This is a genomic window from Vibrio sp. 10N.222.52.C3, assembly GCF_041474195.1.
GTDB lineage: Bacteria > Pseudomonadota > Gammaproteobacteria > Enterobacterales > Vibrionaceae > Vibrio > Vibrio crassostreae_C.
This window is the reverse complement of the sequence record NZ_JBFRTQ010000010.1, coordinates 42,146-61,918: the sequence shown is the minus strand read 5'-3', so window position 1 is coordinate 61,918 and position 19,773 is coordinate 42,146. Positions and strand designations below refer to the sequence as shown.

Annotated in this window: 19 protein-coding genes; 9 read left to right on the top strand and 10 right to left on the bottom strand. The window is 43.8% G+C overall.

Annotated elements, in window-relative coordinates; translation table 11 throughout:
• Positions 1–164: 164 nt before the first annotated feature.
• Complete coding sequence (locus AB4517_RS01370) at positions 165–608, top strand: dCMP deaminase family protein (protein ID WP_017059490.1); 444 nt, start codon at positions 165–167, stop codon at positions 606–608.
• 86 nt (positions 609–694) lie between these two features.
• Here the strand turns inward: AB4517_RS01370 and AB4517_RS01365 are convergent, their stop codons facing one another.
• The 3 genes from AB4517_RS01365 to pepT form a co-directional block, all read right to left on the bottom strand.
• The gene (locus AB4517_RS01365) at positions 695–1,537 is read right to left on the bottom strand and encodes a mechanosensitive ion channel family protein (RefSeq protein ID WP_102320731.1); all 843 of its coding nucleotides are present in this window, start codon (positions 1,535–1,537) and stop codon (positions 695–697) included.
• Between the two features lie 136 nt (positions 1,538–1,673).
• A complete protein-coding gene (locus AB4517_RS01360) occupies positions 1,674–2,141 on the bottom strand; it encodes a DM13 domain-containing protein (RefSeq protein ID WP_136979234.1) in 468 nt (155 codons plus the stop codon).
• A gap of 76 nt (positions 2,142–2,217) precedes the next feature.
• Entirely contained in the window at positions 2,218–3,450 is a 1,233-nt protein-coding gene (gene pepT / locus AB4517_RS01355; RefSeq protein ID WP_017059487.1) for a peptidase T, read from the bottom strand.
• A 348-nt stretch (positions 3,451–3,798) separates the two neighbouring features.
• On the opposite strand from pepT, the gene AB4517_RS01350 reads away from it, so the two are divergent.
• The 3 genes from AB4517_RS01350 to AB4517_RS01340 all read left to right on the top strand — a co-directional run bounded on the left by AB4517_RS01350 (position 3,799) and on the right by AB4517_RS01340 (position 6,281).
• Complete coding sequence (locus tag AB4517_RS01350) at positions 3,799–3,945, top strand: hypothetical protein (protein ID WP_017059486.1); 147 nt, start codon at positions 3,799–3,801, stop codon at positions 3,943–3,945.
• Between the two features lie 373 nt (positions 3,946–4,318).
• Positions 4,319–5,371: an aldo/keto reductase gene (locus tag AB4517_RS01345; RefSeq protein ID WP_032545660.1), complete on the top strand. Its 1,053-nt coding sequence runs from the start codon at positions 4,319–4,321 to the stop codon at positions 5,369–5,371.
• 175 nt (positions 5,372–5,546) lie between these two features.
• A complete protein-coding gene (locus AB4517_RS01340; protein WP_017067486.1) occupies positions 5,547–6,281 on the top strand; it encodes an RNA methyltransferase in 735 nt (244 codons plus the stop codon).
• Positions 6,282–6,378: 97 nt separating this feature from the next.
• Here AB4517_RS01340 and fdxA read toward each other — a convergent pair whose 3' ends face one another.
• On the bottom strand, positions 6,379–6,702 hold the full coding sequence (fdxA, locus tag AB4517_RS01335) for a ferredoxin FdxA (RefSeq protein WP_017064356.1): 324 nt from the start codon (positions 6,700–6,702) through the stop codon (positions 6,379–6,381).
• A gap of 253 nt (positions 6,703–6,955) precedes the next feature.
• Here fdxA and AB4517_RS01330 point away from each other — a divergent pair, with 253 nt between their 5' ends.
• The gene (locus tag AB4517_RS01330; RefSeq protein WP_048606003.1) at positions 6,956–8,587 is read left to right on the top strand and encodes an NAD(P)/FAD-dependent oxidoreductase; all 1,632 of its coding nucleotides are present in this window, start codon (positions 6,956–6,958) and stop codon (positions 8,585–8,587) included.
• 124 nt (positions 8,588–8,711) lie between these two features.
• Here AB4517_RS01330 and AB4517_RS01325 read toward each other — a convergent pair whose 3' ends face one another.
• Both AB4517_RS01325 and AB4517_RS01320 read right to left on the bottom strand, forming a co-directional pair.
• Positions 8,712–10,172 carry a hypothetical protein gene (locus AB4517_RS01325; RefSeq protein ID WP_017064354.1) on the bottom strand — a complete coding sequence of 487 codons (1,461 nt, stop codon included), beginning with the start codon at positions 10,170–10,172 and terminating at the stop codon, positions 8,712–8,714.
• 197 nt (positions 10,173–10,369) lie between these two features.
• Entirely contained in the window at positions 10,370–12,025 is a 1,656-nt protein-coding gene (locus tag AB4517_RS01320; protein WP_372132857.1) for an ABC transporter substrate-binding protein, read from the bottom strand.
• Between the two features lie 400 nt (positions 12,026–12,425).
• On the opposite strand from AB4517_RS01320, the gene AB4517_RS01315 reads away from it, so the two are divergent.
• The 3 genes from AB4517_RS01315 to AB4517_RS01305 all read left to right on the top strand — a co-directional run bounded on the left by AB4517_RS01315 (position 12,426) and on the right by AB4517_RS01305 (position 14,851).
• A complete protein-coding gene (locus AB4517_RS01315; protein ID WP_372147774.1) occupies positions 12,426–13,622 on the top strand; it encodes a DEAD/DEAH box helicase in 1,197 nt (398 codons plus the stop codon).
• 133 nt (positions 13,623–13,755) lie between these two features.
• Positions 13,756–14,157 carry a PPC domain-containing DNA-binding protein gene (locus AB4517_RS01310; protein ID WP_372147773.1) on the top strand — a complete coding sequence of 134 codons (402 nt, stop codon included), beginning with the start codon at positions 13,756–13,758 and terminating at the stop codon, positions 14,155–14,157.
• 70 nt (positions 14,158–14,227) lie between these two features.
• A complete protein-coding gene (locus AB4517_RS01305) occupies positions 14,228–14,851 on the top strand; it encodes a PolC-type DNA polymerase III (RefSeq protein WP_017059480.1) in 624 nt (207 codons plus the stop codon).
• 72 nt (positions 14,852–14,923) lie between these two features.
• On the opposite strand, the gene AB4517_RS01300 is transcribed toward AB4517_RS01305, so the two are convergent.
• Positions 14,924–15,760 carry a DUF6279 family lipoprotein gene (locus AB4517_RS01300; protein WP_372147772.1) on the bottom strand — a complete coding sequence of 279 codons (837 nt, stop codon included), beginning with the start codon at positions 15,758–15,760 and terminating at the stop codon, positions 14,924–14,926.
• Positions 15,761–16,063: 303 nt separating this feature from the next.
• On the opposite strand from AB4517_RS01300, the gene AB4517_RS01295 reads away from it, so the two are divergent.
• The gene (locus AB4517_RS01295) at positions 16,064–16,237 is read left to right on the top strand and encodes a hypothetical protein (RefSeq protein ID WP_017064349.1); all 174 of its coding nucleotides are present in this window, start codon (positions 16,064–16,066) and stop codon (positions 16,235–16,237) included.
• Positions 16,238–16,377: 140 nt separating this feature from the next.
• Here AB4517_RS01295 and dbpA read toward each other — a convergent pair whose 3' ends face one another.
• The 3 genes from dbpA to AB4517_RS01280 all read right to left on the bottom strand — a co-directional run bounded on the left by dbpA (position 16,378) and on the right by AB4517_RS01280 (position 19,619).
• Positions 16,378–17,757: an ATP-dependent RNA helicase DbpA gene (gene dbpA / locus AB4517_RS01290; protein WP_017064348.1), complete on the bottom strand. Its 1,380-nt coding sequence runs from the start codon at positions 17,755–17,757 to the stop codon at positions 16,378–16,380.
• Between the two features lie 148 nt (positions 17,758–17,905).
• Positions 17,906–18,814 (bottom strand): aldo/keto reductase family oxidoreductase, encoded by a 909-nt coding sequence (locus AB4517_RS01285; RefSeq protein WP_017059476.1) that lies wholly within the window; start codon positions 18,812–18,814, stop codon positions 17,906–17,908.
• 217 nt (positions 18,815–19,031) lie between these two features.
• Entirely contained in the window at positions 19,032–19,619 is a 588-nt protein-coding gene (locus AB4517_RS01280; protein ID WP_372147768.1) for a hypothetical protein, read from the bottom strand.
• Positions 19,620–19,773: the final 154 nt, after the last annotated feature.

Below are 19,773 nucleotides of genomic sequence, written 5' to 3'. Positions count from 1 at the left end.
GTGTATCAATATGTTAATTGAAACCAAGTGCTTATAAAGTGATTACAAACACGCTACAATTCCTAAGTAAATCAATCTCTCAGCTTTTGTTCTCTATGGATATTGTCTAACATAATGTATTGTCAGACAGATAAGCATTCACATTTAATTGTTAAGGAATTCTCATGATTTCAAAATGGGCTAAACGTTTCTATCAAATGGCGGAATTGGTCGGTTCTTGGAGTAAAGATCCTTCAACTCAAGTCGGCGCCGTAATCACTAAGCACAACCGCATTGTTTCTGTTGGTTTTAATGGCTACCCACATGGCGTGTCTGATAGTGCGGATACTGATGACAGAGAGATGAAGTACCTCAAGACACTTCACGCTGAAGAAAATGCGATCTTATTCGCCAAGCGTGATTTGGACAGCTGTGAAATCTGGGTGACTCACTTCCCTTGCCCAAACTGCGCAGCGAAAATCATCCAAACCGGTATTTCTGCGGTTCACTGCCCAGAGCAAAGTGAAGACTTTCTTTCTCGCTGGGGAGACAAAATCAAAGTGAGCCAAGATATGTTTGAACAAGCAGGCGTAAAAGTCGATTGGTTGCCACTGGCTGACCTAGATTAAACGAACAGATAGTTAGAACAAAAAAGCCGAGAGTCGATATTATCGCTCTCGGCTTTCTTTTGTTTGGGGCTCAGCGGACTGCAGGATTAAGCACTGACAGGAAATGCTTCAGCGTATGCTTCCATGAAATCTTTACGAATCTCTTGCTCTAGATGAACCGCCTTCTCGGTTGGACAGAAAATCATAAAATGGACTTCTTGCTCACCTGTCGAACTGCTTGTGATATGGATGTGAGGCTCAGAACCCGGAAGGTCAACACCAGCGTGCTTTTCGATCACACCGTTGTAACGGCGAGCAACATCGATAAACTCTTCGCAATGCTCTTCAATTTTCACAATAAGACCCGGCACCATAGGGTATAGGTTTACAAAGTCTTTCACCGTCACAAAAAAGTTATGATAAACATAGCGCTTCATAAAGTTGAGGTTCTTTACCGGATAGGTGAAGAACATACTATTAGGCAGCGTGGCTGTCTTACCAGTGAAGTGATATTGCCCATGATACAAATCGATTTCTTGAATCACAGTCGCCATCAAATTGTGCTCAATCACCTCACCGCTTATTTTACCCACTTCGATCCAGTCGCCGATTCTAAATGAGCGAGAACTCGCACGCTGAATAGAACCGGTGAAACACAAAATGATCTCTTTTGAAGCCACTACTATCGCAACAGCAATGGCCGTGACAGATAGCGCAAACTCGCTGATTTCGGATTTCCACAACACAAATAACGTCACAACAATAATCGCGAATGTGCCGTTTTTGGTTCGTGACATCCAGTTACGTTGGTCTTCACTAAGGAAAGCAACATCACCTCTTATTTGAGATAAGGTGATTCGGCGAATGATTAATATAAGAGTGATAATCAACGCACTAAAAATAAACTTATGAGCGAGTAGAAAATCAATTACTTGCCACAACTTTTCCATTACTTATTCCTTAGCATTACAACAGTTAGCTTTACAACGGTTAGCTCTACAAGAAAGCCGCTAATATCTTTTCTATGAAAAAGCGCTCAACTCCTGAGCGCTCGTTTACAATCTGGTATTAGCCTAGCTAAGGCTATCATTTTATCTTGGCAGAAGTAATAAATTGACCAAAAGTTTCACACCAAATCACAACCGTATTAAATCGATTAAGATCAGTACCTTCGGGAAGCTCAACCATAAAACGGTCGAATGTTTTCACATCTCCGACTCTCAGTAACTCGCTCTTGCTGTCATTGAAAGCTTGCTCGGTTTCAATGAACTTAGGTGAGAGGTAGACCTTGTAATCAGGCCCCGGCGCCAATTCACCTTCAAAAGCGATCGCACTTTCGGATACTGAGACGATGCCTTCTCCCCAGTGCAAGAAGTCACTGTCTTGTCGATCTTTAGTGAACTCGCCCGTGTAGATAGCCTGCTCACTGATCGCTTCAACAGAACTTGAGGAAGGAGAATCAGGCTCAATCAAGATAGGCAATGCGTAAACACCTAGCCCAAAACCAACAGCACCCACGGCTAAGTGGGTGCAAAGTAAAACTAACTTTTTCATCGCGTACTCCCTTATGCTTAAAGAGAGTATTATTGAATACTCTCAAAAATACAAAGAGATATAACGCTCTGATGTTCTATTTTTGGTAATGCGTTGCTGTACGTTGAGACAATTCGACAATCACTTTTACCGCTTGCTCCATGCCTTGAATGGTAATGAACTCATGAATACCGTGGAAGTTGTAACCGCCAGTAAAGATATTCGGACATGGTAGCCCCATGAAAGATAAGCGAGCACCGTCTGTACCACCTCGGATTGGTTTAACCATTGGCTCGACATTGCACTCAATCATCGCCTGCTTGGCCAATTCAATAATATGTTGATGCGGTTCAACCATCTCTTTCATGTTGAAGTAGCTATCGGTTAGCACCAGCTCAACACGGCCTTTCTCAAGGCGCTCATTCAGCTCATCGACTTTCTGCTGCATGAATGCTTTACGCGCTTCTACACCCTCACGTTCAAAATCACGGATGATGTATCCCAGTTCAGAGCGAGCCACACCCATTTCCGCCGATTTCAGGTGGTAGAAGCCTTCATAACCTTCTGTGCACTCTGGTGTTTCTTGCGCAGGCATCATCAATTGGAATTGCGCTGCAATGTTCATCGAGTTCACCATTTTATCTTTTGCGGTGCCCGGGTGAACGTTCACGCCATGACAGATAACATCGGCGCTCGTGGCATTGAAGTTCTCAAATTCCAACTCCCCTACTGGGCCACCATCGATGGTGTACGCCCACTCGGCGCCAAATTTTTCAACGTCAAACAGGTTCGCACCGCGACCAATCTCTTCATCCGGCGTGAAACCAATGCAGATGTCGCCGTGTTTGATGTCTGGATTCGCTTTCAGGTAAGCAATTGCACTGATGATTTCAGCGATGCCCGCTTTGTTGTCGGCACCAAGCAGAGTTGTGCCGTCAGTCGTAATCAGGTCGTGACCATGTAAAGAATCAAGATCTGGATACTGGCTTGGGTTCAAACTCTCGCCACTTTCCCCTAATTCAATCGTTCCACCTCGGTAATCTTTAATCACTTGTGGTTTCACGTTGGCGCCTGATGCGTCAGGAGCGGTATCCATGTGCGCCACAAAGCCAATCGCAGGCACATCGTAATCGACATTCGACGGCAGTTTCGCCATCAAGTATCCATTGTCATCTAAAGACACATCAACTAAGTCTAATGCCACCAATTCTAACTTTAAGGCTTCAGCAAAGGTAATTTGACCCGGTGAACTTGGGCATTGCTGATTAGAAGGATCGGATTTGGTATCAAAAGTAACGTAATTCAGAAAACGTTCTACAAGCTTTTCCATAATTCATCTCACCATGGATTAAGTAATTGATTTACTGACTTAATTATTATGTCGATAAGTGATACATCGTTAAATAAATACGAGCACAGAGTCAGTAGCGAGGGTTTTCATCTTACGCCCCTGACCATGTATGTAATTGCTCTAAATCATTATTGTGCGAAATTAGATGCGCTTCCTATACTTGAAAACAGAGGGTTTCGTCAGTTCAACATTGCATACGGATGATAAGAGATCGCTTTGTACGCATTCTACGCCCTCCGCTCTCAGCCTAACAAAAGTACAAAGTGGATGATGATCACAATTTATCCTTGATGCAGAATCTGTCATACGTTACACGGAGACACAGTTATGACGATTAATAAATATTTCATTTTCTCTCCTCAAGCCTCTGAGGAAACGCTTCGACCAGTATTAACTGAGAAAGAAGTTCAAAGGCAGGAAGCTCTAAGACAGGCGCAGATCCAGGGTGGATTAGACACAAACGCGACCTCGTAACTCAATGAATACCTAGCACTATTAAGACCCCTATAAAAAAGCTCTACGCTCTATCCGGTAGAGCTTTTTTTTATTTTTGATCTGTTCTCCTCTCCCCCACTCCCAAACAAGCTGAACATTAAACCTTCGCTCATTGCTTGTTGTTCTTCACTTCTCGATCACCAATTGGCTCATAGTTTCTCGCGAATGTATTTTCACGCATTGCACACACTAGCTTGCAGCGCTGAGGAATGACTCACTAAACTCCCCGATGCCATACCTTGTCGTGTCATTTTGTGCTAATAATTCATATTCGTTTTCATTCCTCACTCGCCCTCTTTTCAAAACTATAATGCGAGTACCAGAGAACCTAACCACAGGAACCCCGAATTCAATGGAATATTCAAAGCTAGGAAGTAGTCAAATTCCCGTTTCCCGTATCTGTCTTGGCAGCATGACTTGGGGGCTACAAAATACGCAGCAGCAAGCCGACCAACAGATCGAATACGCATTAAGCCAAGGTATTAACTTTATCGATACTGCAGAGATGTACGCGGTTCCACCTTCTCCAGATACCTACGGAAAAACAGAAGCGATCATTGGTAACTGGTTATCGCGTAACCCACAGCGTCGACAAGAGTTGATCATTGCGAGCAAAATTGCCGGGCCAGGGCTTCCTTGGGTTCGAGATGGCGGCCCGATAACGGGTGAAGCGGTGATCGCAGCCGTTGACGCATCATTAAAACGCCTACAAACAGACTATATCGACCTTTACCAACTTCATTGGCCAAATCGTACAACGCCTCACTTTGGTAAGCATTTCCCGAATCACATTCGATTCAGTGATATTGACCGCAAGCAGCATGAAGCTGAGATGTTGGAAATCCTACAAGCACTGGCAAGCTGCATTAAGGCGGGGAAAATTCGCCATGTCGGGCTTTCAGATGATTCTACTTGGGGCATTAACACTTACCTCAAGCTGAGTGAAAAACACGATTTGCCACGTATGGTTTCGATTCAGAATGAATTTAGCCTACTGCACGCAAAAGACTGGCCATATCTGATTGAGAACTGTGTGCATGAAGATGTAGCTTACCTGCCATGGTCACCTTTAGCTGCAGGCATGTTGAGTGGAAAGTACATTGATGGCGCAAGACCGGAAGGCAGCCGTTGGACTTACATGCAACGTAAAGGCATTTTCCGTGACACTGAATCTGCCAACGAAGCGGTTAAAGGCTATGTTGAAGTAGCAAACGCTCATGGATTTACTCCGAGCCAACTGGCATTGGCATGGTGTAATCAAGTTGATGGGGTGACGTCCACCATCATCGGTGCAACGACCATGGAGCAATTAAAAGAGAACGTAGCCGCTTTTAGTAAACCGCTATCAGAAGAAATCCTGACTGATATCAACACAGTATTTAAACGCTATCCAGCTCCGTATTAGGCTGTCAGTTCAGCTTAACTTAGGTGAGTAAATCCCATAAGAGCGCGCTATTTAGTGCGCTTTTCTTTTTTAAGTGAGTTGCTTTTGCTTTTTATGTAGATCGCATTGAGTCATCACGCTTTTGGTTCGCTAACCTTTGCTCTATAATGCGCGGGCTTATATCTAGGATAAAAACATGATTTCAAAAAACCAATTAAAACTCCTTCGTGCTTTGGGTCAAAAGAAACAACGTAAAGCCCACGGCCTGTTTCTAGTTCAAGGTGAAAAGAACGTTCTTGAGCTGTTCAATAGTGACTTAGTGGTGAAGAATGTCTTTGCTACCGCTGATTTCTTATCTGAAAATCATGCTTCACTGATTGAGTTTGATTGTGTTGAAGCCTCGCTGGATGATCTAACCAAAGCGAGCACTTTGGTCAGTAACAACGCAGCGATTGCGGTTGTTGAGATCCCAACGTTTGAACTACCAGAAGCAACAGGACTGATGATTGCGCTTGATGGCGTTTCAGACCCTGGCAACCTAGGTACGATTATTCGCGTAGCAGACTGGTACGGCATCAAGCATATCGTTGCGAGCAGCGATTGCGCAGACCCATACAACCCTAAAACGATCAGCGCGACTATGGGCAGCTTTGGCCGCGTACACGTAAGCCAAACAGACTTACCAGCTTACTTAGAGCAAGCGAACCTACCGGTTTACGGTGCTTTCTTAGAAGGCGAAAGTGTTCATAAGACTGAGTTTACTGCTAACGGCATTTTATTGATGGGCAGTGAGTCTCACGGCATCCGTGAACACGCGGCTAAATACGTGACTGATAAGATTACGATTCCAGCATTCGGTGGCGCAGAGTCTTTGAACGTTGCAATGGCGACAGGCATCATTCTCGACAACATGCGTCGTCAGCACAGCTAGGTCTCATAAGCTAACGATCCAGTCGACAGTGTTCAGATATTAAAAAAGGCGTATTGATTAAATCAGTACGCCTTTTTATTTGAGTTCTTTTCAACAATTACTTTTCTAGCATTGCCAACTTATCACACACACCATTCCACTTTTCAGCGTCATCCATTGGTGCTTTTACTTCCGTTTGCACAGGCCAAATCTCAGCGAGCTCTGCGTTCACTTCGATGAAGATCTTTTGATCTTCTGGCAGTTCGTCTTCTTGGAAGATTGCTTGAGCATCACATTCAGGTACACACAAGCCACAATCAATACATTCGACTGGGTTGATTACCATGAAATTTGGGCCTTCATGGAACGCATCTGCGGGGCACACTGCCACACAGTCTGTGTATTTACATTGAATACAATTATCGCCTACGACAAATGCCATGATGCTCTGCTCTATAAGTTAGTCAAAATTGAAGAATGGGGATAATACTCATCCCAAAGCAAAATTCAACATCATACGGCTCTAATATCGTGTCTATTTGCTCCATGTTTCCAAATTAGTATGACAGATAAATCAATTTCTCGTAAAATGCGCGCCATTGTGAGCTTATCGCTTCTTTGAACATCAGCGTTTCCATCAAACTCTGTATTAAGAAACGATCTAGCTAAGACACCTATAAAAACGAGACATCGAAATGATACGTTTAACCGAAATTAAACTCCCACTAGACCATGAAGAGTCTGCTATTCAAGACGCTATTGAAGCGAAACTTGGTATTAACTCTGATCAGGTACTCTCTTTTAATATCTTTAAACGTGGCTACGATGCTCGTAAGAAATCAAAGATCTTACTTATCTACACGCTTGACGTTCTCGTTGAAAACGAAGCTGAGTTGTTAGAACAATTCATTAGCGACCCGCACGTAAAAGTGACTCCTGATATGGAGTACAAGTTTGTTGCTAAAGCGGTTGAGAACCAAACTGAGCGCCCTGTGGTTATCGGTTTTGGCCCATGTGGTCTATTCGCTGGCCTAGTGCTTGCTCAAATGGGTTTCAACCCAATCATCGTTGAGCGTGGTAAAGAAGTTCGTGAGCGTACGAAAGATACCTTTGGTTTCTGGCGTAAGCGTACGCTGAACACAGAATCAAACGTACAGTTTGGTGAAGGCGGCGCAGGTACTTTCTCTGACGGTAAGCTGTACAGCCAAGTTAAAGATCCAAAGCACTACGGCCGTAAAGTAATTGAAGAGTTCGTTGCTGCGGGTGCACCAGAAGAAATTCTATACGTAAGTAAGCCGCACATCGGTACCTTTAAACTGGTTACCATGATCGAAAAGATGCGCGCTTCTATCATTGAACTTGGTGGCGAAATCCGTTTCAGCACTCGTGTTGACGACGTTCATATGGAAGATGGTCAAATCACTGGCCTAACGCTTTCTAACGGTGAAGAGATCAAATCTCGTCACGTGGTATTGGCTGTTGGCCACAGTGCTCGTGACACGTTTGAAATGCTGTACGATCGTGGCGTTTACATGGAAGCGAAGCCTTTCTCTGTTGGTTTCCGTATCGAACACAAGCAATCGATGATCGATGAAGCTCGTTTCGGTAAGAACGCAGGCAACCCAATCCTAGGTGCTGCGGACTACAAACTCGTTCACCACTGTAAGAATGGCCGCACTGTATACAGCTTCTGTATGTGCCCAGGTGGTACTGTGGTTGCTGCAACGTCTGAAGAAGGCCGCGTAGTAACGAACGGCATGAGCCAATACTCTCGTGCAGAACGTAACGCAAACAGCGCAATCGTTGTAGGTATCGACCCAGAGCGTGATTACCCAGGTGACGCACTGGCTGGTATCCGTTTACAACGTGAACTAGAAAGCGGCGCTTATGTTCTTGGTGGTGAAAACTACGATGCACCAGCTCAGAAAATCGGTGACTTCTTGAAAGGTCGCGATCCAAGTGCAATCGGTGAAGTACAACCGTCATTCACGCCGGGTATCCACCTGACTGATATTTCAAAAGCGCTGCCTGATTTTGCTATCGAAGCGATTCGTGAAGCAATCCCAGCGTTCGAGAAGAAGATCAAAGGTTTCTCTACGCCAGACGGCCTACTTACCGGTGTTGAGACACGTACGTCTTCTCCTGTATGCATCAAACGTGGCAAAGACTTCCAAAGCATCAACCTTAAGGGCTTCTTCCCGGCTGGTGAAGGTGCAGGCTACGCAGGCGGTATCCTGTCTGCTGGTATCGACGGCATTAAGGCCGCAGAAGCGCTAGCACTATCAATGGTAGAGCAGAACCAAGCTGAGAAGATTGAGATCGCTTAAGCGCTTTCGATAAAGCAAAGCTAGATCGCGATCAACCAAAACTAAAAATCCAGTGCCTTGTCGACACTGGATTTTTTTATTGCATAAAGGTATCTAAAATTATTTAGTCACGACTTCGGCAGCGTTACTTACAAGTCTCTTTTGACCAATTCACACCATCATTTGAACACTCAAATAAACTTGTCCCATTCTGGTAATAATAACCTTTAGTCCAGTTCCCTTGAGAATATTTAGACGTTATCGTCTGAGTATAATCAAACGGTGTATTTTCAATGAACGCATACTTATGTCGGTTCCAGCTGTCAGAACCATATGAACTGTTGTCATTAAAATCTACCGATAGGTAGTTGAGTGCATCAAAGTCGCTGCGCGACACTCTATCCAATGAATCACCGAGATTAACCCACTCGGGATGTGGTGCGTTATTCTCAAAATTAAATTTCGCTTGTACTTGGGTAAACTGATCTTTGTAGTCACCGACAAGATCTGCCGACAAGGTTTGCATGAATCCAGCACCGACATTTTGACGTGAACAACTGTCCCAATCAGGTTGTTTAGACCAACCACGGTTCAACACACCAAAGGTCGCGAGTGAGTTAGGTAAAATCTGTTGCTTGATGGTCTCTTTCACCGAACATGAATATTCCGTTCCATCACTATCCAATGAGAACCAAGCTTCTTTGTCATATTCCAAACCATTTTTCTTTTGGCTATTACGCTCAATATGCTTATTTAACGCCAGTTCTGTCTGCAAGTCAGCTGAAACTTCATGTTCAATGACAATCAGCTTATCCGCAGTCATCACTGTTTTAACTTTATACCACTTATTAATTTCGTTCTTCTTGGAGTAATCCCAATGCTGCCAGTAATAGTCAACATAAGCTTGCTGGGCTGTCGGGTTCTCTTTTTGAATCTCTTTGGTCTCTTGATACGACTTTTTAATGGCAGGCATCATCTTCTGCGCTAAATCGTAGAGCTCAGTATTTTGATCTTTAACGAAATCACCATACAAGTCCTCTACTGCGATATTGTATCGGTTCGCAATTCGGAAGTCATGCTCTTTCACATTTTGGATAATGCTATTTTGGGTGTTCACGGCTTGCTTCAAAGCAGAGCAACTGTTCAAACCACCTTTATACAAGTCGGCTTGGATCTGATTCCATAAAACAGTTGTCAGTGGCGTAGTCGACTTAATTTCTTGCTCAGAACTCACCGTCATGACTGGCGGAAAGATTAACTGATAAGGTTCAGTAATCGGTGTGTTTGGGCTGTCTGCATCAATAGCGCCTACTGGCACGTTCACTACGATTGGAGCGTAGTCCATACAGTCTGAATTAGAGCCCGTCAAAGATAGCTCATAGCTGCCCTCATCGTCCGTGACACTGCTAGGCTCACCTTCATCTAATACGCCATTATAATTGATATCTAGAAACGCGGTCGCCCCGGAAATATACCCGTCAATGGCGACACCTTGTAAGGTTCTCGTTTGAGGAGCAGGAGCACTTGTGTTGCTACCACCGCCTCCTCCGCCACAAGCCGTAAGGCCAACAGCTATAAGTGCGATAGAAATAAGCTTAAGTTTCATTCGATTAGATCCTAATGAAATACATTATAAATGGAATTGTCATTGGGGGGATGACCGGAAATGACTGTGATAGTCATAGCCAGCCATAATAGCGATTGGCATTAGAAAGAAACACGAAAGGGTGATAGCCGATTCGTGCATGTTTTCATTTTGAACAGAAACTAAAAGATAGGGAAATGGGGTTAAAAATGGACTAATTACTTCTCGTTCGAAGCTATCCAAAGCTTATAAAAATCACTATAACCGGTTTGGTTAATCTCTACCCCATGAACCTCAACACTATTAAAAACCTTCTCTTTGCCGTGAAATAACGGACAAAGTAACTTCTGTTGATAAAGCGAACCTTCAATCTCTTTCAACTCGCGCATTGGGTCCTCGCCACTGACAGCAGCTCTAACTCTCTCGCAATGCGCCTTCATCTCAGAATTGTTGAAAATGAATCTGAGCCCAGAGGAAGCAAGTAGCCAATCGTAAAGGCCATAATCGGCTGGCTGTTCGATAACTTCTTCAATGAATAACAAGTCTGCCGACTCACTCATGGAGCTAGGGTCACTGATATTGGTAAGCTCAACAACTTCAATAGCGACACCCGTTTTTACAATCGTTTGTTGCAGCCAGTCCGCCATATCTTGAAGTAAAGGAATCGTCATTCTAGGTCGTGTTAATACAACCGTGCCCGTCAAAATAGGAATGGGATTGCTGGATGTTAATTTACTCGGCGAGAAAGACAGATCATCCGTCACCATATCAGCATCAAACTCTTTACTGCTGGACTTGATAAACGATACCAACCTGTCGAGTTCTTCAGGGGTTATGCCCGAGTTTTCTCTACGATTAACCGCAAGATACGAAAGTGCATTGATTGTGGTTTCTTCTGCTACGCCAGATTGATTAAAACTCAGGGTGTGATCATTCAAACCTTCTATGTCGGTGAGCGTTATCTGTTCTAACAAGGCATTTTGAGCAAAGTAACCTCGGTGACGTTTAAGAACCAAGCACTCTTCGCTCCAATCGTCTAATGAGAAAGGTCCGGTTCCGATATAGGCACTGCGCCCGCTCGAAAAATAAGTACGCTTGCAGCGGTAAATAGACGCGTGTGGGCTAGTCAAAGCATAGAGAAACATTGGGTTTGCGTGTGTCAGCTCAATAGTCAGTTGTTTATCACCCACCACTTGAACATCACTGACCTGATCAAATAAAGACTGTACTGGCCCTTCGATATTTTTTAGCTGCAACAAACATTGAGCAACATCTTTGGCCGTTAAAGTTTCACCGTCATGGAATAACACATTCGGTCTCAACCAAAAATGCAGAAATCGCCCTTCCACCTTCCAATGGTGCGCGAGGCTCGCTTGGGGATTTCCCTCATGGTCTTGGACGAGTAACGTATTGTAGAGACTTCTTAAGATGTGATGTTCGGCGGTTCGGTATGTTTTTGCTGGCTCAAGGTTATCGACCCACGGATATTGAGTGATCAGCAAATGGTCATGTTGTTGATTGAACAGACTATGTTTTTCAGTCGCTAGCGTCAGTGCCTTTATTGCAGCATCACCATAGCTTTCTAGAAGGCGGGGAATAACGTTAAAACACCCTTGCTCTAACTGAAGCGCTAACACTTGTTCTAATGCTTCGGGAAAGCTGACCAAAATTCTAAACTGGCTAAGCTTCCCTCTTCCTTTGGACGGAATCCAACAAATCCAGCGATATTCTGATAAGCATTTAAGAATGATCGAAGTGTTTCGACGAGAAGTCGATAGCGAGTGTTCTAGGTCATCGATCGTTAGGTGATACTCTTCACCTAGTTCATACTTTGCAATAAGCTGCTGAAGTCTACGTAAGTTAGCGTCGTTCAATGGATATCCGAATTAAGCGTCTAGAGGAACGAGAATAGCTGTAACCCAAATGGGAGGTCTATTTACTCATTCAAGTTGGAATATGCTGTATGAAACTGTTGATATAAATAATATCAAGATCCAACTTAATTGATAAACACCTCTTTTAGCAAACCAAATAATCACTGATCGTGCATATTCAGTGGCAAAAATAAGTGGGAGATTAATCCTCCACCGGATTTGCTATTTGCTCTACATTCCTGCCTTATCGTTGTGCTATTGAGCCAGTATTATCCAACTAAAGTGTCTATGTTACTAGCGGTACACAAGCAACATGGTAGAATGCCGCCATTAATCTTATCCTTGTATAAGATTGTTAAACCTTTCCATCGCTATTTAGCCAAATCATACCGAGAAACTTATGCCATTTTCCAAGCTTGGATTAAGCTCACCTATTGTTAAAGCCGTTGCAAAACAAGGCTATGAAAAGCCAACCTCTATTCAAGAAAAAGCAATTCCGATTGTTCTTTCTGGTAAGAACCTTATTGCTGCAGCACAAACAGGTACAGGTAAAACTGCGAGCTTTGTTCTCCCTATCTTAGAAATGCTAAGCAAAGGTGAAACGCAGCGTAAAAAACGTATCCGCGCAGTTATCCTGACACCAACGCGTGAGCTGGCAGTTCAGGTTGAACAGAACATCACTAAGTACGCGAAGTTCCTAAACCTAACATCACTAGCGATGTACGGTGGCGTGTCTTACCAACACCAGAAAGATCGTCTTATTGAAGGCGTGGATATTCTTGTGGCAACACCAGGTCGTTTGATCGACATGTACGGACAACGTGCCGTTCACTTTGATGAAGTGGAAGTACTGGTTCTAGATGAAGCTGACCGCATGCTAGACATGGGTTTCATTGAAGACATCAACAAGATCATCGCGCGTCTACCACAAGACATCCAAAACCTGCTGTTCTCGGCAACGCTTTCAACGCCAGTGCGTGCACTAGCGAAAAGTGCAATCAGTGAAGCGGAAGAGATTTCGATTGCCAAGACTGATGCGTCTAAAGCGAACATTGAGCAATGGTTGGTAACGGTAGATAAAGACCGTAAGTCAGCACTATTGAGCCACATGATTACCGAAGGTAACTGGGACCAAGCGCTTATCTTTATCGAAACCAAGCACGGCGCGGCTAAGTTGGTTGCTCAACTTGAGAAACGTGGTATTCAAGCGGAAGCTTTCCACAGTGGACGTAGCCAAGCGATTCGTGAAAAAATCTTGGCTGACTTTAAGAAAGGTCGCCTAAAATACTTAGTCGCGACGGGTGTTGCTGCTCGTGGTATCGATATCGACAACCTAAGCCGCGTAGTGAACTACGACATGCCATTCCCAGCAGATGATTATGTTCACCGTATTGGTCGTACAGGCCGTGCTGATGCATCTGGCGAAGCGATCTCTTTCCTATCAAAAGATAACTTCAAAAACCTGTGCATTATTGAAAAGCGTCTTGGTCACTTGATTGAACGTCGCGTTGTTGTAGGTTTCGAACCACGCAAAGAAGTACCCATTTCAGTATTGAACTTCGTTCCTAAGAAGAAAAGAGAACAGCAACAAGGCTAAGTAATTTCAGCGACAGAAAATGCAAAGTTGCATTAACCAAAAGAAAAGTCGCGTTAGCCAAAATGAAAATAAAACGAAGCCCTATGTGGCTTCGTTTTGTTCTTTGAAATACATATAACGTTGAGGCAATAAGATGATCACTCCTATCGCAACGAGATTAACCCGCGGCCAAGACCTAAAGCTTGAGATCCAAAGGTTAGTGACCACACACAACATCTCCGCGGGCTCTATTGCGTCTTGTGTCGGTTGTGTCTCTCAACTCAATATTCGTTTAGCTAATGCGAACAACACCAAGCTAGTTCAAGCTCCGTTCGAAATAGTCTCGGTGATGGCAACGCTAACCCCAAACCACCAGCATGTTCATATATCCGTTGCTGATGAGAATGGCAATGTAATTGGTGGGCATTTGCTTGAAGGGACGATTATCGCGACCACGGCTGAATTGATTGTTCACCGCTACGATACCTTGACCTTCAACAGAGAGCATGACGATTCGACGGGTTACACTGAACTTACTATCAGCAATAGCAAATAACTGATTTACCCATAGCAACACCAAACGCCCCATACAAAGCGATACTACCAAACAGCAATTAGGAAACACGATGGCTCCAAACTCCGCAGATTCCGTTATCGTTCTCGATTTCGAGACCACAGGCTTATCACCAAATATGGGCGACCGAGCGATTGAGATCGGTGCGGTTAAACTCGTTAACGGCGAAGTCGTCGACACCTTCCAGCAGCTCATGAACCCGGGATTTCGTGTGAGTGGATTCATTGAAGGTTATACCGGAATCAGTAACCGTATGTTAAGCACAGCGGCCAGTTGTAGTGAAGTGATGGATGAGTTTGCAGACTTCATTCAAGACAGCCAACTTGTCGCTCACAATGCCTCATTTGATAAGCGCTTTCTTGATGCGGAATTAGATAATATTGGTCGCGATTACAATGGACAGTTCGCTTGCTCAATGTTGATAGCTCGTCGTCTAATCCAAGACGCACCAACTCATAAGCTAGGCGACCTTGTGCGTTTCAAAAATATCGACAACGACGGTACTTTCCACAGAGCGTTAGCCGATTCAGAAATGACAGCAAGGTTGTGGTTATTAATGATCGATGAGCTGCAGAGTGACCACGGTATTCAACAGCCGAGCTTCCAATTGATGCAGAAAATATCGAAGACAGCCAAAGGTTCGATTCCAAAACTACTGATGAGCAACAGGGGTTAGGTTCCGAAATTCACCTTAAAGTGGGATGAAAGGCTAGCTCGACAATAACCGCTAGCCTTTAAAAGGGACGCTCTACTCTTGCAATGACTTCAACGTTCCTTTGAGGCTTTCTAATTCATTCATAAAATACGCCCACTGCTTGTTACTGCTGGTCGCGGCGATATCTACTAAAAACTTGGCTGATGTTTCCATATTTTGGTTGAGTTGTGACTCAAGTTCATCAGGATAATAAGCTTCATTGTTTAAAAGCAACTTCATGATAATCGGCTGAGCAATATGCAGATCGCTCTTCTTTGCCATCAGCGTCGTTAGCTCTTGATAGGTGTTGTTTTGATATTTTCGCCAACTGCTATTGGTATTTACCCACTCTTTAGACCAAGCCAAAATAATCTGTTTTTGTTCTTTCGATACTGAACCTAACCACCGTTCTGCGCGCTCTTCTATTCTGCTTCGGTATCGCTCTCTCGAATCGGCATCGTTCAACGACAACCTTTCTTCATAATAGTCTTGCTGCTTTTCACGAAAGTTCTTTAAAAACTCCCTGTCTTGCTTAGGGCTAAGCTGCATACTCAAGGCGTAAATATCTGGAGCGAACTTATTGACGATTGAGCGAATATGCTCTTTCGTTTCTTCACTTTGGCCAACAATAAAAGCGGGATTCATATCCGACCGTTCTACGTTTTGAATCGCTTCTAATTGCGAAATATACAGAGGTAGCTGAGTTTCTTTATGCCATTTCTGTAATATATCTAATCGCTCTTCAAGCTCTGATTCTTGGCTATTTGAGAGGGAAACAAAATCTTCTATATAGCTAACGACAAACCAACCTATATTGTTATAGGCGAACTTGGTCCCGCACCCAGTAAATAGAAAACAGATCACTAAAACTAACCACCGGCACTTTCTCATTCTACCCTCTCACGACATTCAACAAAGCCACAAACCGATTAACTCATCCCTTTAAGGTTAGCCCAGTTTTTATAACGCTAATTCTAGCTCTTATAAAAGTAGTCTTAATAAACAGTGGTCGTAAAAACTTTGAGATAAATTGAGACCCAAACTTGCTAATCTAGCTATTTAGGCAAATGATTAAACTAAAAATAATTAATGGCAGTGATGTAACTTGATTTTATTACTCATTTGACGTGATACGAGCCCTATAAATGAGTTGGGTTGACGTATTTAAAATGATTGATATTTGGGAGGGAAGCTATGGCCGCTATTCCTGATCATCCAAGCGATTTAGAATATGAGCTTTGTTATTTTGACGATGGATCAATAACCACAATCACGATATTGGTTCACAATCGACAGGAAGCGATGACTTGGTATCTTAGCGAAGGAAAACATATCAACGATCTTTATTCGATAAGACCCGATGAATAATGCTTTGGTATAGAGGACTAGGTCGATAAACCTAAGATAAGAAACTTAAGTGGCATTTTGTGGAACACCCTTTACTGCAATGCCATTAATTAGCAATGTCGTTAATTAGACATATCGCAGCAAAGGGATTCAGTCTCGAATTACTTCAGGATTCGGGCGCGGAATTGACGACCCTTCATTTTACCTGATTCGATTTTGTTCAGTGCTTTTTTAGCCACAGATCTTTCTACCGCTACGTAAGCACGCATTGCAAACAGATTGATCTTACCTACTGATTTACCATCAATGCCGCCTTGGCCCGTCAGTGCGCCAAGAATATCACCAGCACGAAGCTTAGCTTTCTTACCGCCATCAATTTGGATGGTAACCATGTTTGAGTAGTACGGCTTAGCAATTGGTTTTGCTGGCAGTTCAGATGGCTCGATTGGCATGTCCATGTACTCATCAATTTGAGCAACACGGTACATCTCTTTTTCACTAAAAAAGCTGATCGCTACGCCTTTGCTTCCTGCACGGCCAGTACGACCAATACGGTGTACGTGAACTTCAGGGTCGCGAGACAATTCAAAGTTGAACACAGCATCTAGGTTATCAACATCAAGACCGCGAGCCGCAACGTCTGTCGCCACTAGAATCGAGATGGTTTTGTTTGAGAACTGAACCAAAGCTTGGTCACGTTCACGCTGTTCCATGTCACCATGAAGTTCGATAACACTGAAACCGCGGTGGCTTAGCTCATCGTTTACGTTCTGCACTTCTTTCTTAGTGTTACAGAACACAACCGCAGACTCCGGTTGGTGATGCAACAACAGCAGCTCTAGAGCGTCATCACGAGCTTCAGAACCTTCTAACTTGTAGAAGTGTTGTTGGATGCTTGAGTGATCGTGTGTTGATTCAACCTTCACCATTTCTGGATTGCGCATAATGCGGTCTGCAACAGATTTGATCTGTTTAGGGAAAGTCGCACTGAATAGCAGAGTTTGGCGTTCTTTTGGCGCCGCTTCAATCACAGCATCCAAAGCGTCTTGGAAACCCATCTCTAGCATGCGATCCGCTTCATCTAACACAAGTGTGTTCAGCTCAGACAGGTCAATGCGGCCTTTCTCTAGGTGATCAAGAATACGACCAGGTGTGCCTACAAGAATGTGTGCGCCATGCTCTAGTGAACCAATCTGTGGGCCCATTGGCATACCGCCACATAGTGTCAGCACTTTAATGTTGTGAATACCACGAGCAAGAGTACGAATCTCTTTTGCTACTTGGTCTGCAAGCTCACGAGTCGGACATAACACTAAAGACTGAACACGGAAACGCTTAACGCGTAGGTTCTGCAGCACGCCTAAACCGAAAGCAGCTGTTTTACCTGAACCCGTTTTACCCTGACCGATAACGTCCTTGCCATTTAGGATAGTAGGAAGACTTAACGCTTGGATAGGCGTCATTTCAGTATAACCAAGAGAATCTAACGTGTTTAGAAGCTCTGGTTTAAGGGCGATTGAAGAGAATTTTGAAGTGCTCAATGGAAATATCCAACTGGTGAAAAACAGAGTGCATTATGAGTGTTTTTGAAAATTATTCCACCTTAATCACAGTTTTGGAGAAACATGTTAGGCGAACACAAAAAAGCCAGCTTTGTTAGCTGGCTTTAACTTCTATACGAATTGCTTTCTATGGCACACCGTGACCTTTAGATGCCACCCATACGCGATACCACTGTTCGCGCGTCAGCTCGATTTTCAGTGCATCAACGGCCGTCTTCACACGCTCAATCTTACCAGAACCAATAATTGCAATTGGACTAGATGGTAAACGACGAACCCAAGCGTAAATCACTTGATCAATGCTGTCTGCACCGACTTCTTGACGAATCGCCTCTAGCTCATCACGAACGCGAACCGCTTGCGCTGAATCACCACTGAAGATGCTACCACCACCGAGACAAGACCACGCCATCGGGCGAATGCGGTTCATCTGCAGTTGATCTAGCGTGCCATCATGAGCCACTTCAAAGTTCAATGGGTTGATTTCAACTTGGTTAGTCACTAACGGCTTACCGAGTCGAGATTGAAGCAGTTCGAACTGACGCGGTGAAAAGTTAGAAACACCGAAGTGCTTAACTTTACCTACTTTGTGTAGCTCTGCGAACGCTTCTGCTACTTCATCCGCATCCATTAAAACGTCTGGGCGGTGAATCAACAATACATCGATATCGTTAACACCTAAGCGCTCTAATGAGTTATTTACTGATTGGTAAATATGCTGCGCGCTGGTGTCATAGTGATTGATCTTACGATCTGGAGTGTGGTCACCACATAGGTTGATATCGCACTTGGTGACGATTTGAATATCATCACGAAGGCTTGGTTCAAGCGCTAACGCCTCACCAAACAACTTTTCACATTGGTAGTTACCGTAAATATCCGCGTGATCAACAGTTGTGATGCCAAGATCAATATGTTGCTTCAGGAAAGTCAGGCGTTGTTGCGGGGTCATGCCCCACTCTGCTGTACGCCAGTATCCTTGCACCAGCTCAGAAAGTTCTGGGCCTTGTGGCGCTATCGTTACTCTTGCAACCATGGGTTGTCTCCTTTATCAATACTGAACGTATCCTAAGCTCGTTTTACCGAAGGCTCAACGTATAACAAATGGCAAAGCTAAACGCTTATTAAAAATGTGAGAGCCGCAGAAAAACGAACACTTAAATGAATTATAACTTGCTGTCTGCCCGCGAGCCGTTCTCCTGAAAGGCTTGTTTAACCTAATAAATAACGAAACTATCTATAAATTTGAGCAATTAAAAACGATTAAGTTCAACCGTTAAGTTGTCACCATCACTCTGTAACTGAATCCAAGGAGAAGTAGAGCTAGAAGAAGATAAGCTAGGCACATTCCACACACTCAGTTGCTCTGCTGAACCGTGAGGCGCGTTGATGAATTCGACCAGCTGTTTATCCACCTTATCGAAACCAACACCTTCATTTCGATCTTGTTCGAGTTGAGCTGTAACATCGAATTCATCTTCACCAATACGAATTGAACTGAGAGCAAAGCCATCTTGGCGAAGGTATGCCTGAAGCTTTGTGTAACTTAGGTCCGAATATGGCAGGTTTAAGCGAACCGTTTCGACACTTGAGTCCCCCAACTCCAGTTCAACATACACATCCAGGTCGTAATATTGGGTTAAGTCACTGCACAACAAAGTACCTTCGATCTCACCACAATCCATCAACTCGATATCATTAATATAGTTTTGAGAATTCGGCAGACTTGGGCTGCTGTTAAATACTGTTCTTAGCCACCAGCTTTCGGTTGCTTGCGCTGAAAATGAAATAGCATTGAGGGACAGCATTAGAGGCAAGATTAGAACTTGAAAGATTTTCATCGACTGGGCTTATTTAGCGCTATATGAAGTGTCCATTATACGTGACCAAACGACAAACAACTGCTCGAGTCGCAAATTTTAGGCGAAAAAAAACGGGCATACATGCCCGCTAGATAATTTCATCACCGAATAACGTAATCCGTCACGTTGAGAA

Excerpts from the sequence above, each read along its gene's own strand:
- AB4517_RS01330 (WP_048606003.1), top strand. The coding sequence starts at position 6,956 with ATGATACGTTTAACCGAAATTAAACTCCCACTAGACCATGAAGAGTCT.
- AB4517_RS01325 (WP_017064354.1), bottom strand. The coding sequence starts at position 10,172 with ATGAAACTTAAGCTTATTTCTATCGCACTTATAGCTGTTGGCCTTACG.
- AB4517_RS01315 (WP_372147774.1), top strand. The coding sequence starts at position 12,426 with ATGCCATTTTCCAAGCTTGGATTAAGCTCACCTATTGTTAAAGCCGTT.
- AB4517_RS01340 (WP_017067486.1), top strand. The coding sequence starts at position 5,547 with ATGATTTCAAAAAACCAATTAAAACTCCTTCGTGCTTTGGGTCAAAAG.
- AB4517_RS01280 (WP_372147768.1), bottom strand. The coding sequence starts at position 19,619 with ATGAAAATCTTTCAAGTTCTAATCTTGCCTCTAATGCTGTCCCTCAAT.
- AB4517_RS01300 (WP_372147772.1), bottom strand. The coding sequence starts at position 15,760 with ATGAGAAAGTGCCGGTGGTTAGTTTTAGTGATCTGTTTTCTATTTACT.
- AB4517_RS01345 (WP_032545660.1), top strand. The coding sequence starts at position 4,319 with ATGGAATATTCAAAGCTAGGAAGTAGTCAAATTCCCGTTTCCCGTATC.
- fdxA (WP_017064356.1), bottom strand. The coding sequence starts at position 6,702 with ATGGCATTTGTCGTAGGCGATAATTGTATTCAATGTAAATACACAGAC.
- AB4517_RS01305 (WP_017059480.1), top strand. The coding sequence starts at position 14,228 with ATGGCTCCAAACTCCGCAGATTCCGTTATCGTTCTCGATTTCGAGACC.
- AB4517_RS01310 (WP_372147773.1), top strand. The coding sequence starts at position 13,756 with ATGATCACTCCTATCGCAACGAGATTAACCCGCGGCCAAGACCTAAAG.
- AB4517_RS01365 (WP_102320731.1), bottom strand. The coding sequence starts at position 1,537 with ATGGAAAAGTTGTGGCAAGTAATTGATTTTCTACTCGCTCATAAGTTT.
- AB4517_RS01370 (WP_017059490.1), top strand. The coding sequence starts at position 165 with ATGATTTCAAAATGGGCTAAACGTTTCTATCAAATGGCGGAATTGGTC.
- AB4517_RS01360 (WP_136979234.1), bottom strand. The coding sequence starts at position 2,141 with ATGAAAAAGTTAGTTTTACTTTGCACCCACTTAGCCGTGGGTGCTGTT.
- pepT (WP_017059487.1), bottom strand. The coding sequence starts at position 3,450 with ATGGAAAAGCTTGTAGAACGTTTTCTGAATTACGTTACTTTTGATACC.
- AB4517_RS01350 (WP_017059486.1), top strand. The coding sequence starts at position 3,799 with ATGACGATTAATAAATATTTCATTTTCTCTCCTCAAGCCTCTGAGGAA.
- AB4517_RS01285 (WP_017059476.1), bottom strand. The coding sequence starts at position 18,814 with ATGGTTGCAAGAGTAACGATAGCGCCACAAGGCCCAGAACTTTCTGAG.
- AB4517_RS01295 (WP_017064349.1), top strand. The coding sequence starts at position 16,064 with ATGGCCGCTATTCCTGATCATCCAAGCGATTTAGAATATGAGCTTTGT.